15 protein-coding genes are annotated in these 15,635 nt (G+C 26.2%); 7 read left to right on the top strand and 8 right to left on the bottom strand.

Features of this window, described 5'->3' with window-relative positions; all coding sequences use genetic code 11:
- Positions 1–137: 137 nt before the first annotated feature.
- Positions 138–1,091 (top strand): alpha/beta hydrolase, encoded by a 954-nt coding sequence (locus tag HCG70_RS01250; protein WP_195951302.1) that lies wholly within the window; start codon positions 138–140, stop codon positions 1,089–1,091.
- A 218-nt stretch (positions 1,092–1,309) separates the two neighbouring features.
- Here the strand turns inward: HCG70_RS01250 and HCG70_RS01245 are convergent, their stop codons facing one another.
- The 6 genes from HCG70_RS01245 to HCG70_RS01220 all read right to left on the bottom strand — a co-directional run bounded on the left by HCG70_RS01245 (position 1,310) and on the right by HCG70_RS01220 (position 7,534).
- Positions 1,310–2,290, bottom strand: a complete 981-nt coding sequence (locus tag HCG70_RS01245) for a U32 family peptidase (protein WP_221697391.1) — start codon at positions 2,288–2,290, stop codon at positions 1,310–1,312.
- Between the two features lie 19 nt (positions 2,291–2,309).
- The gene (locus tag HCG70_RS01240) at positions 2,310–3,650 is read right to left on the bottom strand and encodes a hypothetical protein (protein ID WP_055276247.1); all 1,341 of its coding nucleotides are present in this window, start codon (positions 3,648–3,650) and stop codon (positions 2,310–2,312) included.
- 3 nt (positions 3,651–3,653) lie between these two features.
- Positions 3,654–4,667 carry a metallophosphoesterase gene (locus HCG70_RS01235; RefSeq protein ID WP_172676158.1) on the bottom strand — a complete coding sequence of 338 codons (1,014 nt, stop codon included), beginning with the start codon at positions 4,665–4,667 and terminating at the stop codon, positions 3,654–3,656.
- Between the two features lie 110 nt (positions 4,668–4,777).
- Positions 4,778–5,911, bottom strand: a complete 1,134-nt coding sequence (locus HCG70_RS01230) for a DUF116 domain-containing protein (RefSeq protein WP_052330596.1) — start codon at positions 5,909–5,911, stop codon at positions 4,778–4,780.
- Positions 5,912–6,108: 197 nt separating this feature from the next.
- Positions 6,109–7,269 (bottom strand): iron-containing alcohol dehydrogenase, encoded by a 1,161-nt coding sequence (locus HCG70_RS01225; protein ID WP_042395261.1) that lies wholly within the window; start codon positions 7,267–7,269, stop codon positions 6,109–6,111.
- A gap of 16 nt (positions 7,270–7,285) precedes the next feature.
- Positions 7,286–7,534, bottom strand: a complete 249-nt coding sequence (locus HCG70_RS01220) for a hypothetical protein (protein WP_042395259.1) — start codon at positions 7,532–7,534, stop codon at positions 7,286–7,288.
- A gap of 308 nt (positions 7,535–7,842) precedes the next feature.
- Between HCG70_RS01220 and HCG70_RS01215 the strand changes: the two genes are divergently transcribed.
- The 4 genes from HCG70_RS01215 (at position 7,843) to HCG70_RS01200 (ending at position 11,458) form a co-directional block, all read left to right on the top strand.
- Complete coding sequence (locus HCG70_RS01215) at positions 7,843–9,303, top strand: DUF4317 domain-containing protein (protein WP_042395607.1); 1,461 nt, start codon at positions 7,843–7,845, stop codon at positions 9,301–9,303.
- A gap of 236 nt (positions 9,304–9,539) precedes the next feature.
- Positions 9,540–10,349, top strand: coding sequence for an EcsC family protein (locus HCG70_RS01210; RefSeq protein ID WP_156327407.1), 810 nt, complete (start codon positions 9,540–9,542; stop codon positions 10,347–10,349).
- A 96-nt stretch (positions 10,350–10,445) separates the two neighbouring features.
- Positions 10,446–10,958, top strand: coding sequence for a L,D-transpeptidase (locus HCG70_RS01205; protein ID WP_221697390.1), 513 nt, complete (start codon positions 10,446–10,448; stop codon positions 10,956–10,958).
- Between the two features lie 185 nt (positions 10,959–11,143).
- Positions 11,144–11,458, top strand: coding sequence for a hypothetical protein (locus HCG70_RS01200; protein ID WP_042395254.1), 315 nt, complete (start codon positions 11,144–11,146; stop codon positions 11,456–11,458).
- A 158-nt stretch (positions 11,459–11,616) separates the two neighbouring features.
- On the opposite strand, the gene bsh is transcribed toward HCG70_RS01200, so the two are convergent.
- Together bsh and HCG70_RS01190 are read right to left on the bottom strand one after the other, a co-directional pair.
- Entirely contained in the window at positions 11,617–12,606 is a 990-nt protein-coding gene (gene bsh / locus HCG70_RS01195) for a choloylglycine hydrolase (protein WP_042395251.1), read from the bottom strand.
- Positions 12,607–12,738: 132 nt separating this feature from the next.
- Positions 12,739–14,232 carry an NAD(P)H-hydrate dehydratase gene (locus HCG70_RS01190; RefSeq protein WP_221697389.1) on the bottom strand — a complete coding sequence of 498 codons (1,494 nt, stop codon included), beginning with the start codon at positions 14,230–14,232 and terminating at the stop codon, positions 12,739–12,741.
- Positions 14,233–14,526: 294 nt separating this feature from the next.
- Here HCG70_RS01190 and HCG70_RS01185 point away from each other — a divergent pair, with 294 nt between their 5' ends.
- Both HCG70_RS01185 and HCG70_RS01180 read left to right on the top strand, forming a co-directional pair.
- Positions 14,527–15,219, top strand: a complete 693-nt coding sequence (locus HCG70_RS01185) for a Crp/Fnr family transcriptional regulator (protein ID WP_221697388.1) — start codon at positions 14,527–14,529, stop codon at positions 15,217–15,219.
- A complete protein-coding gene (locus HCG70_RS01180; RefSeq protein WP_042395241.1) occupies positions 15,209–15,631 on the top strand; it encodes a cytidine deaminase in 423 nt (140 codons plus the stop codon). Before HCG70_RS01185 ends, HCG70_RS01180 begins: the two co-directional genes overlap by 11 nt.
- Positions 15,632–15,635 lie beyond the last annotated feature (4 nt).

Below are 15,635 nucleotides of genomic sequence, written 5' to 3'. Positions count from 1 at the left end.
TCCATAGTAGAAAATAAAAGCTAATTTAAATTACTATATTAAATTTATTGTATTGTACATTCTTTTAAACCATGATAGAATAAATTCACTTAATATTTGATTATCAAATTATTTTATTATACAAAGGAGAATTAACAATGAAGAAAAAGAAAATTATTGGAATAGCTATAAGTTCTATTTTAGTTATTCTTATTCTAGGATTAAGCTTTGTAGGAAATTATTTTTATAATTTGGCTTTAAATCCTGATACACCTAAAGATATTGTTTTTGGAACACCAGAAGAGGCAGAAGCAACAAGTGGACAAGTGTTAGATAGTGATATTCAATGGCTACTTACTGAATCTAATTATACCGATGAAACTCTAACTTCTTTTGATAACCTAAATTTACATGCTTATAAGGTTTTAAATCAAAATGACTCAAACAAATGGGTTATTACTGTTCATGGTTATACAAGTGAAGGTATTAATATGAGTTCTTATGCCAAAAATTATTATGACATGGGTTATAATGTTTTAATACCTGATTTAAGATCACATGGCTTAAGTGAAGGTGATTATATCGGTATGGGATGGGATGATAGATTAGATATTATCGATTGGATAAATACAATATTAGAATATAATCCTAATGCTGAAATTGTATTACATGGTGTTTCTATGGGTGCAGCTACTGTATCTATGGTATCTGGTGAAGATTTACCTTCTAATGTAAAAGCAATTGTTGCTGACTGTGGATATACTTCTGTTTGGGATGAATTTGCTTATCAACTAGATGATTTATTTTCTCTACCTGAATTTCCAATACTTAATGTATCATCTTTAGTTGCTAAAGTGAGGGCTGGTTATTTCTTAGGTGAAGCTTCCACTTTAAAGCAAGTTGCAAAATCTAAGACTCCAATTTTATTTATTCATGGTGATGAAGATGATTTTGTTCCTTATTATATGATGGAAGAATTATATAATGCTACAAGCTCTGAAAAGGAAATGTTAACAATAAAAAATGCTGGACATGCTAAAGCTTCAGAGGTTGATCCCGAAACATATTGGACAACAGTCTCTAACTTCACTAGCAAATATATAACACAATAATTTATCTTTAAAGTGTAATAACGAAAAAAGAAATATTATCTTTTCTGGAATTTATGAAATCTCACCTTGAATTTCAATATTTCCTTCAATAATAATATTTCTTTTTTTCTATATACACATAGAGAACTAAATTGCATCTAGAACTATAATACTACTATTTTCAGTAAAAAAAAGCACTTCTTCATATACTCCAAAATAAATACTTTTCCTTCATAATTTTAATAATAACATTCTCCGCTACAACCATTCTTAAATAGCTTATCTTTTATATCTTTCTCAAATTCTTCATAATCGATATTTTCAAGCATACTAATAGCCTTTTTTAAGCCAATAATATCTTTCTCCATATCATCAATATACTTACCTCTTCCAACAACCTTAAGATGAGTAACCCCTGCTTCTTTTAATTTTTTTAATTTACAAATTCCACACCCTGTACTCCCTAAAGTATATCTTTCTTCATTCTCATCTTCAAAATAAAGAATTTCCTTCTCTAATTCGTCATAATAAAGTTCAAGCTTTTTATCAACCTCTGGAAAATTATTAACCAATCTATTTATTTTTACTAAATCATATGGTATTTTGCATAAATGAGCTAGTTCATCACAATGCAAAGAACTGCAAAAAGCTCCACTATAATGACACATTTCATTTAATATAAATGCTTCATATTGTAAATTTTTTACTGTATTATTTTTTATACATGCTTTCATATCTTCTATTGTATTCTTTCTATGAAAAACATACCTAGATATATTAAGTTTATTAAAGAACTCTATAGAAAGACTATTTATTTCAGCAGTTTCACCACTTAAATGTATTTTACATTTTATATTTTTTTCTTTTAAATATAATATAAGTGCAATATCTGCAATTATAAATTCATCAAATCCAATTTCTATTAAATCTTGCATTATATAAGATATTATTTCATATTGTTCTTCTAAATAATATAAATAATTAAATGTAATACTTACTGGAACCTTATAAACATCTACCATGCTTTTTAATATCTTCATATCTTCTAATGAATTTATTTGAATGTTATAATAAAGCACTTCTCTTCTATTTAAAGGAAATAAGCTACCATATTTTTTATTCCACTCATAAGGCACATATCCACAAAATACTTCATCTGCTCCTGCTTTAACTAATCTAATATAATCATCAATACTTCCCATTCCAGCTACTATCTTCATGTTATTTTCCTCTTTTACTTTAAATAAAGTTTAATAAAATTCTATCTATTCCTTCATTTATATATTGTTCTAATTTTTTTGAATCGTGTAATAAAGTATCGTCAAATGAAAATAGTGAATTATATTTTCCAACCATTTTTAAGTGCTTTGGATATGAAAATATATAATCCTTACAATACATTGGACATCCCATTACAAGCTTTTGCCTTCCTCTATTCATCCTTGTACATTTTGCATATAATGTACAATATTGTGATGTATTAGTAACATAAAAAGGCATATGTAAAGTATGATTTCCTTTTGCTATATTAAGTTTGTACCCACAGCTTTCATACTCAAATCTATTTATATTATTATCTTTTAAAAATTCACTAAATATCTTACTATTAAGACTATTATCACCTATTAATGCCTTGTTTTCATTATATCCATTTTTATAAATATATCTAGGATCCTTTTTTCTTTTATTTAACAAAACACCTAAACATAAAGTCAAATAATCTTGTTTATTTTCTACTACCTTTAACATTCCCCAATCATTTATTACTATTTCTATTTTTTTATTATTTTCATTACACCAATTATATATTTCATTTATTATAGATTTTATTTTATCAATATAACACTCTCTAACATATGTAAAGCAAATTGTTACTTCTAAGCCCTCATTATTTGCCTTTTTTATTATATCTATAAGCATTCTTTTACTTGGAAATAAATTATGACAAAACTCATTTCCAACATAAATTCTTGATATATTTTTATACATAAGCTTATGCTTTTCTATAAAATTATCTTTTAAATAATTGCTCATAAATGTTTCTATGTCTTCATTTAAATATTTATTATATAGCTCATAATTATCTACATTAATGGCTAATTCTACTGAATTTAAAATTCTATAATTAAAGCTATCATAATTTAAATTTGCCATCCACTCTTGCTTTTGACTTATATAATCTTCATAGAAATCATAATCTTTTTCTGATGGATATCCTACCATCTCATTAGAAAAATCATTATCATCACTATATGCCTTCAATCTAATATATCGAGTATAATTGTTAAAAGCATTTCTCACATTTTGTAAATAAATTTCATCTTTAATAGAAAAAACATAAGTTACATAAAACTCATGCTTTCCCTTATTTATCAAATTATATTTTTCTATAGTTATTTCTTTATATCTATTTTCATCAAATACATAAAATATAACCTTTAATTCATTTATTTCCTTTACCTCTTGTGCTAATCTTATAGTTAACCTTTCAGGAGATATTTTCATTATTCTTACTTCTTTACTATTCAATAAACAGGTTATTAACCCTGATGGTAATAATTCTACTTCTTCTCTTTCCAAAATTTATTTCCTCACAATATCAATTACTACATATTCACAATGTTTTTCTGTTCTTAATGGATATCCCCAACCTGCTATTCCACAAGATACTATTATATCCATATCATCTTTTTTTTCATATCCATATTCCATTTCATTAATGTTAAACAACTCCATTAATCGTCCTAGTGGCCATATTTGACCATAATGTGTATGTCCAGAAAGCATTAAATCATATCCATTTTCACTATTTTCTTTTAATTCACAAGGCTCATGATCAACTATTATTTTATAATAATCATCACTAACTTCTTTTGATAGCTCTTGTGATGATTTTCTAGTTTCATCTACATAAGATCTATCTTTTCTTCCTATTATACATAGTTCATCATTTATTTCATATATATCATCTGCAAGTATTTTTATTCCTGAATTTATTATTGCTTCCTCTAACTCTTCTTCAGTATAATTAGGATCTACTGTATATGTAGATTTATCATGATTTCCATATACGTAATATACACCATAATTACTTTTAATAGTTGATAATATTTTAAATGCATCTTGCATTTGTTTTAAAGTCGTACTTTCATCTACAATATCTCCACCTAATATTACTACATCTGCATTAGTTTTTGATATTTTATCACAGTATTTTTGCAATGTCTCATTATCCATAGTAGTACCAAAATGAAGGTCTGATATAAAATCCACTCTATAGCCTTCACTCCTAATATTTTTATTTGTATACACAGTATAATCTTTTTCAATTATATTATTAACATTTATATATCCATAAACAATTAAAATTGCTGTTAATGATAATGGTATAATTCCACTTCTATAAATTACTTTAATGAAACTATTATTAGTAAATTCCTTTACAATAAAATAAACTAATTCAACTGCCCATGCAATTATAACAATATGAAATACTACAACTGCCCATGTTCCCCAAACTTTTAATGCTGGTATCATTATAATTAAGGTTAAAACTAAACTTATAATTTTTTGTTGCTTAACTTTTTTGCTCTTCATAAGCAAACCTAAAATTCTTCTAATAAAAAAATACATATATATTCCTAAAGGAATCATAAATATTAATGGTAGTACAATATAGAAAAACACCTTTTACTCCCTCTTTCTATCTAATGCTTCTTACCTAATATTTCTTTTTCTAGATAAAGTTCATTAATTTCTGTCATCTTTTCTTTATCAAGCCAATGCTTACTACACCCCGAATAATCTAATAAAACACATTGTGGAATAAAACCTAATCGTAATGCCTTCCAACCTCCAGACATCAAGTTAGGTATACATGCTATTCCTATAATTCCTATTTTATTTTTATCTTTTACATCTATTTTATTTATTATTGTTTCATGAGGTATTATACATACATCTATATATCTATTTTCCATCAAATTATTTAATTTATTAATATTACAATTTGCACTACATCTTTTGCATCTTAATCCATATTCGCCTTCAACTGCTTTACATTTACTTTTTACCTGTCTCATACATCCTGGAGCAAATATTTTCTTATCTTTACATTGTAAAAACTGCTCGCTATATACTTCATTCATTATTTGTGAAGATACCATATTAAAATAATACTGTACCTTCCCCTTAGTGCAATAAATTAAATCTTCTCTATTTTTATATTTATTTTTTGCTTTTTTCAAAAAAATATCAAGTTGCTTTATATATAATCCAATTGTTCCATCACAAATATTACACATACTTTCAGCAATGCTTAAAGACTGCTTAAAAAACTTTCTCTTATATTCTTCATCCTTAACTTTAAGAAAATCTCCCCATACTTTCATTCGGTAAACTTCTTCCTTAAAATCTCCACTAGCTTCCATCCAATTTATAAGGATATTAATATCATAATTATCATTTTCGCTGACTTCTTTCATTAAAATATTACTTATTAAATATCCTCTTATTTTATCTATATTTCTATTTAAACTTTTGCCTTCTCTTAATTTATTAAATATTTTAAATAAACGTAAAGTTCCCTTATTTATTTTTTTAATATATTTTCTATAGTCCTTTAACATAGCCCCTATCATTAAAAACTCTATAGCATATTCATCTTTTGTTCTTAAATCCTCAATATTATTTTTTACAACATATATCATAAATTCTTCTATTTGTATTTTTCCATAATCAAATAATAAATTTTTTATTCTATTGCTTACTGCTTTGAGTTTTTCATAATATGCATTGGAGTTTACACTTTTTCCTTTTAAATTATAAGTCAAAATATCCATATTACTTCCCCCATTACTCGATTTTTACCTTATAAGAAAAAAATAATCATTTTCTTTCACAAGATAATATATTTTTTTAATTATATTAATTTTAATCTTATTTAAAAGAACAATAAAGCAATTTATGGAAATTTATAATTTTATTAATAAAATAATGCCAGGTAGTTTTCTCTCACTACCTGGCATAACCCAAATTACTATAAACACATTTCTAAAATTTTCTTAACATCCTCTTCATTTAATGGAACATATGCATATTCTAAAGCTCCATGCTTAACGGCACCTTTTGCCATTTCATCAAAATGAGTTTCATCAATATTAACTTCCTTTAAAGTCATTGGAATTCCGCAATCCTTAAAGAATTTTTCTGTTAAATCAATTCCTTCGTTAGCTAATTCAAACTTATTCTTATTAGAATCTAAATGCCATACATTTACTGCATAATCAACAAATTTATCTACAGTTTCATCGCTTAATATATATCTCATCCATCTAGGAGTTACAATTGCAAGTCCTACACCATGCGTAATATCATAAAATGCACTTAACTCATGCTCTATTGGATGACAAGTCCATGCTCCTGGTTTTCCTGATCCACAAAGGCCATTTAAAGCCATTGAACTAGCCCACATTAAATTTGCTCTTGCCTCATAATTTTTAGGATCTTTTAAAGCAATTGGACAATACTTAATACAAGTTTCTAATAACCCCTCTGAAAATTTGTCTTGAACGAAAGCTCCTTTTGTCTTTTTAAAATAACTTTCAAAAATATGTGACATAATATCTGCTGTTCCTGCAGCTGTTTGAATTGCTGGTAATGTATATAAATATTCTGGATCTAAAATAGAAACCTGTGGCTTTAATTTATCACTTCCTGTACCAAGCTTTTCATTTGTATCCATTTTAGTAATAACCGCATTTCCATTCATTTCTGATCCTGTAGCTGCTAACGTTAAAATAGTTACTATAGGTAAAACTTTATTTATCTTTTCAGAATTCGTTACTAAATCCCAAGCATCTCCTTCATAAAAAGCACCTGCAGCTACAACCTTTGAACAATCTATAGTACTTCCTCCTCCAACAGCTAAGATAACATCAATGTTATTTTCTCTACACAGGTCAACCCCTCTTCTAACAGTTTCAATTCTAGGATTTGGTTCAATCTTATCAAGTTCAACTATATTACAATCTTTAAGTAACTCTTTTACTTTATCATATATTCCATTTTTCTTTATACTTCCTCCACCATAAGCAAGTAAAACATTTTTACCAAATCTATTTATTACTTCTGGTAATTTTTCGATTTGACCTTTTCCAAATAGCATTTCAGTATAAGCATTAAATTTAAAATTTTCCATAACTGACTCCTCTCATTTAACTTAAAATTTTATTAAACTCTTTTTTTACCATTCCTATTAATAGTCTAGTTATATTAATTATAACTGCAATATTTCCTAAAATATTTATTATCATCATTAATTCATTTGGAATAAAACTTAAAGCATTATTTCCAGTAAAAATTTCCTTTATAGATCCAACTAAATAAATAATCATTACTAATAAAATTATTAACGAAAATAATAATTTTATTAATTCCCCTACTAACTTTATATTTTCCCTCATACTTCCCCCTTAATCATTTGTTATTTATTAATATTATACCAACTTTTTCTATTATTATAAACTGAATTATAATCTTGCTATGGAGTCTTAACTCCACATTAAGCTAAGAATTCATTGCCTTATGGTGTGTGGCGGTTATTATCTCATACCTAAAAAGGTGAGAATATTACACCGGCTAACCATAAGATAAATATTGCTTAATCCAAATTTTAATTACTTGCAGAGACTTTCAATGAATATTATACTTATATTGGTAACATATTCTTTACTATGTTTTAATAAGAATTAATGTGATGAAAGGAATATCTATGAGAAAAAAAGATATATTAGAATTAAAAAAGCGTTTTAAAAAAGACCATTGTACTTTTACAAAAATGTGTGGTTGCTATGTTAATGGTGAAAAAAATGTACTTTTAAAATTTAGAGAAACATTTTTGAATTTAGAAGAAGATGATTATTTTAAATTTTTAGAAATTGCTAAAAAAGTTCTATCTGGAACTATTGGAAATAATATTTTAGAGCTTAACTTTGAACTTAATGAAGAACATATAAATGAAAAACAACTTTCTTTTATGAAACTAAAAAACAGTGGATTAAAAGATGATGCTTTACTTGATGAATTTTATAATTCAATTATAGAAAATTATGATTATACTGGTAACTTCTTAATTCTTTTATTCCATGATGCTTATGATGTAATTACAAAAACTAAAGATAATGCAAAACTAGATGAATCTGAAGAAGTATATGAATATATTTTATGTGCAATATGTCCCGTTGAACTATCAAAAGCTGGGCTAAGATACTTTGAAGAAGAAAATTCAATAAAATCACGTACAAGAGATTGGGTTGTAGAAGCACCAAGTAATGGTTTCGTATTCCCTGCTTTTATAAATCGTAGTACAGATGTTAATTCTGTAATGTATTATACTAAAAATGCAAAAGATACTCATCCTGAGTTAATGGAAAATGTTTTAGGTTGTCCTTCAAAACAAACTAATACAGAACAAAAAGAAGCCTTTAATGATATTGTTAGAGATGCTCTTGGTCCTGATGAAAAAAAAGCCGATCATTTCTTTATGGAAATCCAAGAAAGCTTAAATAATAAGATTGAAGAACATAATAGTATTTATGAAGATACTGATGAACCTATAGTATTAACTAACGATGTAGTTCAAGAAATCTTGGCATTAAGTGGTGTACCTGATGAAATTACAACTAAAATTGAAAAGTCATATTCAGAAAATTTTGGGGATACACCTCCTATAGCGGATATACTAATAGATAATAAAGCTCTTGCAGCTAAAGCCCAAAAGAAAAAAGAAGAAATGCTAGAAAAACAAGTGAAAATTCTTGAAAATAAACTTGAAAGGGTTACTCAAACTGCTTCAAGTAACTTTGAAAACAATGTAATTCCATCAGAGCTTGAATCTGAAGCGGCCATTGAATCAATTAATTATGAAGGTAATGAAGAAAACCCTAATGATAATATATCTACTGAAAATAATTTAGAAGAAATAACAAATTTTGAATCTAATGAGGATTTTAATGATACTTCCGAAATTAAAGAAGAAGTAAAATCAATAAATAGTGATACTATTTCTGAAAATGATATTGATTCTTCTTTAAATGCTGATATAGTGGTTAAAGTAAATCCTGAAAAAGTTGAACAAATAGAAACAAAAATAATTGATGGTAAAAAATATATCGTTATTCCTATTGATGATAATGAGCAAGCTAATGTTAATGGAATTGAAAAAACTTTATAAACTAGATTCTAAGCTAGGGACGTGTCATTGTTACCTTAAACCTAAATATGTAAAAGTGTTACAACGACTAGATAGTAAATAACTATTAATATAAAAAATCCACAAAATTTATTGTGGATTTTTTTGCTTTTAATTGATATAAATTAATTTTCTTCACTAATATAAATCAAAATATTAATAATTTTTATTAACTTATGCTATACTTTAATGAATAAATATATTTTAAGGATGTTATTATGAAAAAGGATTCAAATAGAAATAATTTAATTCAAAAACAATTAAAAATAATAACTAAAAAAGAAGAAAAGTTACTAAAAGAACCTAATGATAATTATATAAAAAATAAAATATCTCCAATTAAAGATAAAATAGAAGGTATGGTTCCTGATAAATTACAATCAACTTTAGAATTAGCTTTTCAAAAAGGATTCAAGGTAGTATTTGATAAAGGTACTGCTGTTATAGAAAAAACTTATAATAAAGAAAATATTAATATGGAATATGATATTAATACTTATGCTGTTAATAAATATCCAACGAGAAAGAACTTAAGAAAAATAGATAAATCCACAAACAAGAAAACAATTTTCAATAAATCTTTAACTATTGTAGAAGGCTCTGCACTTGGTTTGCTTGGAATAGGCTTACCTGATATACCTATTTATATTGGAGTAATATTAAAATCAATATATGAAATTAGTTTAAGTTATGGATTTGATTATTCAACAGAAAGTGAAAAAGCATTTATTTTAAATATAATTTGTGCTACTGTTACTTCTGGTAAAGAAAGAAGTCATTACTTCGATAAAATTGATTTAATATCAGATGAAATAGATAACAATAAAAATCCTACTTATAATATAGAAGATATGCTAATTGAAACCTCTAATAAAATTTCCGTATATATGTTAACTTCAAAATTTATTCAAGGGCTTCCTATTGTAGGAGTAGTAGGTGGAGTTACTAACTTTCTAACATTACAAGATATTACTACAATAGCTAAACTAAAGTATAAAAAAAGATATTTAAGAAAATTATCTTTCTAAAAATAATAGCAAATAAAAAACTCTCCTCTTTATTCGAACATTATAAGTTAAACATTCATAAACTAAAATGTTTAGTAATTAAAAGAGAGAGATTTTATGGCATTTTATAATGCTCTTAAAAACTTATATAATAAAATAATTTTTTCAAAATATATATTAACTCACAATTATAGACTTCCATCAAATTATAATGATACTTCTACTCAATTTGTAAATAATAGTAACTTATCTAGCAGTACTAAATATCTTATTTGGGTTGATACTAAAAATTTTCAGGTTAATATATTTTCTGGAGCTAAAAATAACTGGATCCTAGTAAAAAATTATATTTGTTCTATTGGAAAACCTTCTACTCCTACACCTTTAGGTACATTTAAAGTTGGTGCTAAAGGCTATTCTTTTGGAGAAAATCATGGATATGTTTGTTATTATTACACGCAATTTAAAGGTAATTATCTCTTCCACTCAATTATATATAACTTAGATAATACTGTTAGAGACGGGCGCCTTGGCTTTAAAATTAGTAATGGCTGTATTAGACTTGCTAAAGTAAATGCTAAATGGATTTATGATAATATTCCGTATGGTACCACAGTTTATATAACTTAAATCTTCTTTTTTATCTATTAAAATAATTTAAAATTTAATTCATATCTATTGTATTTTTGATTAATAATAAAATTAAAGAGAGATTTTGATTTGTAGTAATTAATTGATTTTTTATTTCAATTGACTTTACATTTCAATAACTCTATACTGTTAATAATACTAATAATATTTAAGGAGATTTTTATATGTCAGTTTATTTTATAACTTACCATATGCAAAGCAACTCTCATCACCATGACCATGAACATGGAGAAAACTGTAATTGTGGAGGCGATCCTGATTACGATTTAGTTTGTGAAATTGAAACTTTAGGTAGATGGGCTCACTTTATGCCTACTAGCTACCTTGTACATACTTCTCTAAATGCAGATGAAATTTTAGAAAGACTTTCACCTAAGGTTGGTAGCAAAGATTTATTATTTGTTTCTAAAGTTGAATCTAAAAATATGGCTTCTTTAACTCCACAAGTTAAAGAATGGATTACTAATGTTGAAGGATAAATAAATAAGTAAATCCAAATCAAGTAGATTGGGATTTACTCTTGTATTTTATAAATTATTTTTATCTAACTATACTTATTCATCTATTTAATAAATCCTTTCCTTAGGCTATAGTAGCTTGTTTAGATTTAATTACATAAGTATCGATTAATTATATTTTAATTTTGATAATTTATATCTTGAGTTGTTGGATATGGGAATATTTTCAATTCTTTACCTTCTAATTTTTCTTTCTTCATATCAACTGCACTTATTCTATTATTATCATAAGATTTATAATAATAAATACCTTCTTGTTGGTCCATACAAGAAGAATATAATGTTAAGTCCTCTAATCCATCTTTAGTTATAACACCGCCCTTTACCATTTTTACATAATCAAGCATATGGAAAAATTGAGTAACTGCTTGAATATCATTTTTTACTGAAGTCATATGTGCTCTAATATAAGCAATTCTTACAAATCTTGAAGCTGGAGCAAAGTCACCAGGTATTCCTAAACTTCCTGCACCTATTCCTAAAGGAGTTAACTCTTGATCACTCCATTTAGTATCATTAGGATAATTTGGAGTAAGATATAAATATTCATTTAAATTTGTTAAGTGCCAATCAAATGTTGGATTGTTAGTCATTACTCCAACAGTATTATCATAAAAAGCAAATTTATTTTTAGTTTTTTCAACTACAATAGACTTTCCTGTTTTATCACTTATCATCCAATGTAGTGTTGGACAAGGAGTTTTTTCATTAAGAGGAATATCAACTAATTCTATATTTTCAATATCCTTCTTAACTTCCTCTATAGTATCATGATTAGATAATACCCATTGAATAAAGTCATAGGGACCAATATTAGTTTTTCCTTCAACAGGCTCCTTTTCCCAATAAGCATAGCCTGCAAAATTTAAACCAGCACAAGCTAATCCATTTTCATTCATACCATCAGCTATTGTAGGATGATTATCAATAACTGTTCCCATACCAATTATTGCACGATTATTAGTTATCATATTTCCTGTAACTTTATCTTTAAATTGAAAACTTTTTGGTATTATCATGACTGCTTGATTAAAGGTATAAGCCAAATCCATATTTCTTCCAAAAAAATATTTTCCTTCATCTGATTTTATACTTAATGCTGTACACATATTTACACCTCATTTTTATTTACTATATAAATTGACTATATATGAGCTTATTATGTGTATTATTAAGCACACTATACTAATTAAATCACAATTTTGACTTTTTAAAATCTTATGAATTTCATTACCAATAACTTATTTTACAAGGTATTCAACTACATACGGAATTTTTTCTATAACATGTGAAGCATTAACGCAAAACATCTCTTTTGAAAGTATATCACCACAATATCCATGAATATATGCTGATACTATTGTAGCTTTAAAAGATTCATACCCTTGCCCTATAAAAGAAGCAATAATTCCTGTAAGAGTATCTCCCATTCCACCTGAAGCCATTTTACTATTACCTGTTGAATTTACATAAACTTCATTACCATCAGTAATTATAGTATTATATCCTTTTAGCAATACTATCACCTTATATTCTTTAGCAAAATTAACAGCAATACCTATTCTATTTTCAATTAAACTTTCAACATCAACACCAGTAAGTCTAGACATTTCTCCCATATGAGGTGTTATTATAATCTTTCTTTTACTATTCTTTAATAATTCTAAATTACCTTTAAGTACATTTAATGCATCAGCATCAAGAACTACAGGGCACCCATTTTTAGATAGAATATTTTTTACACACTTTAATGTCAATTCATTATTTCCCATTCCTGGTCCTATTGCTATACTATCACTATTTGATATAACACCTTCAAATGCAATATCCTCATAAGACATTGACATAGCTTCTACTAACTTACTTTTTAAAATATCTAATATAGATTTCTTTGTACAAAGAGTAACAAGCCCTGCCCCACTTCTTACTGCTGCCTCTGTTGAAATATATGCTGCTCCTGTAAAATTTTCAGATCCTGCCATAATAGTAATTCTCCCAAAATCACCTTTATGTGCACACTTATTTCTCTTTTTTATAATATTTTTTACATCACCTATTTCTGTTAAATACTCCTTATGGTGAAATTTATTAACTACATATTCTGGTACACCTATTTTTTCAACTATTATAGTACCTGTATACTTTTCACCTTCATAATCTAAAAAACCTTTTTTGTAAACTTCAAAAGAAATAGTTTTATTTGCTTCGATAGAAGTTCCTAAAATACCAAAGCTATCACATTTCATTCCTGAAGGTATATCTATAGCCATTATATATGAATTACTCTTATTTATACTTTTAATAACTTCCTCATAGATGCCTTCTATTTTCCTAGTTAAACCTACTCCAAAGATTGCATCAATAGCCATATCATTTTCTAATAATGCTTCCCTTAAATTTATCATATCCTCACTGGTAATAATATGCTTTATATCAATTCCTATATTTTTTAAAATATTATAATTTGCAAAGCAATCCTTACTCATAGAATGATTTCCTACTATAAAAACATCTATTTTCATATTCATGCTAAAAAGTTGGCGTGCAACAGCAAGGCCATCTCCCCCATTATTTCCTGTTCCGCAGACTATAGTAAATGATTTAAACTTTTGAAAATCTATATTTTTAATAACCTTCAATGCTGCATTTTCCATAAGAACAATTGAAGGAATGCCCAAATCATTTATACAATAATTATCAATATTTCTTATTAACTCAGAATTTCCTATTTTCAAAATATCATCACCTTTTCAACATTTAATTTATTCTAATTATAACATTATTTAACTATCTACTATGATTTTATTTCATCTATCCCTCTTATTATATTTCACAAAAAAACTCTCCCCTTTTTAAACATTATCTATATTTTAAATATATTTTACATCTTAATAATATTATTAATTTCACAAAGCTCCTTTAAATACTCTTGGACATTTGTCCTTGATTTTTTCTTGTAACTTCTTTAAATTAATTAATATGATATAATTAATTTACTTTATTTAACTTACTTACTAAGGAGAATTAAAATGAACAACTTACCTTATTTTTTAGATACTTGTCCTAGTTATATAAAAAGTAAATTTATAAACATAAAGTTTAATACTTTTGATAAAATTCTTATACAAAATGAAATTGCTGACTCGGTATATATAATAAAAAAAGGAAAAGTCAAAGTTTATTCACTAACACCTACTGGTGTTAAATATCTTGAAAGAACTTATTGTGAAAATGAACTATTTGGAGAACTAGAAATATTTGCTGATAAACCTATATTAAATTATGTAGAAGCAATTGAACCTTGTGAAGCTATTAAAATTTCTAAAGAATCTTTTTTAGAATGGATTAAATATGATAGTGATTTTTCTTTATATGTACACATAAAACTTTCCGAAAAAATGTATCATACTTCTATTAATAGTAAAGCAAATGTGGCCTATAATTTAAAAGATAGAGTATTATCCTTTTTATGGAAATTTTTAAATGATCACAATTTAAATACTGTACATAAGGATATACTAGTAGAAGGTGTTGGTTCAAACATTAGAAGTGTTAATAGAATTATTAAAGAGTTAGCCAATGAAAATATTGTTGAATATAACAAAGGATTTATTAAGGTAAATGACATAAATAATCTTGTTGATATAATTTTCTCACCTAATCCTAATAATAATTTAGTAGGTATTTTTAATAAAAAAACAGGAGGTAACTATGATAGATAGAAAATTATTAATAGAAAAAGCATTTGATGCTCAAAAATATTGTTATACACCATATTCTAATTTTAATGTAGGTGCTGCTTTACTTTGTGGTAATGGTGAAATTTATCAAGGCTGCAATATAGAAAATGCTGCATTTACCCCTACAAACTGTGCTGAAAGAACAGCTTTCTTCAAAGCAATTTCAGAAGGACAAAAGGACTTTACCGCTATTGCTATTGTAGGAAACAAAGCTGGTATTAAACCTGGAGATGGTGATTACTGTGCCCCTTGTGCTGTTTGCAGACAGGTTATGGCTGAGTTTTGTGACTTAAAAAACTTTAAAGTAATTATTGCAAAAAGTACTGAAGACTATTTAGAATATACATTAGACGAACTTTTACCATTAGCATTTACAGGTAAAAATTTAGACTAAACTA

The sequence above is a fragment of the Clostridium sp. K04 genome (genome assembly GCF_019734375.1).
Taxonomy (GTDB): Bacteria; Bacillota; Clostridia; order Clostridiales; family Clostridiaceae; genus Clostridium; species Clostridium saudiense.
Note: the sequence above shows the minus strand (reverse complement) of the source record. Positions and strands in the feature narration are given on the sequence as shown.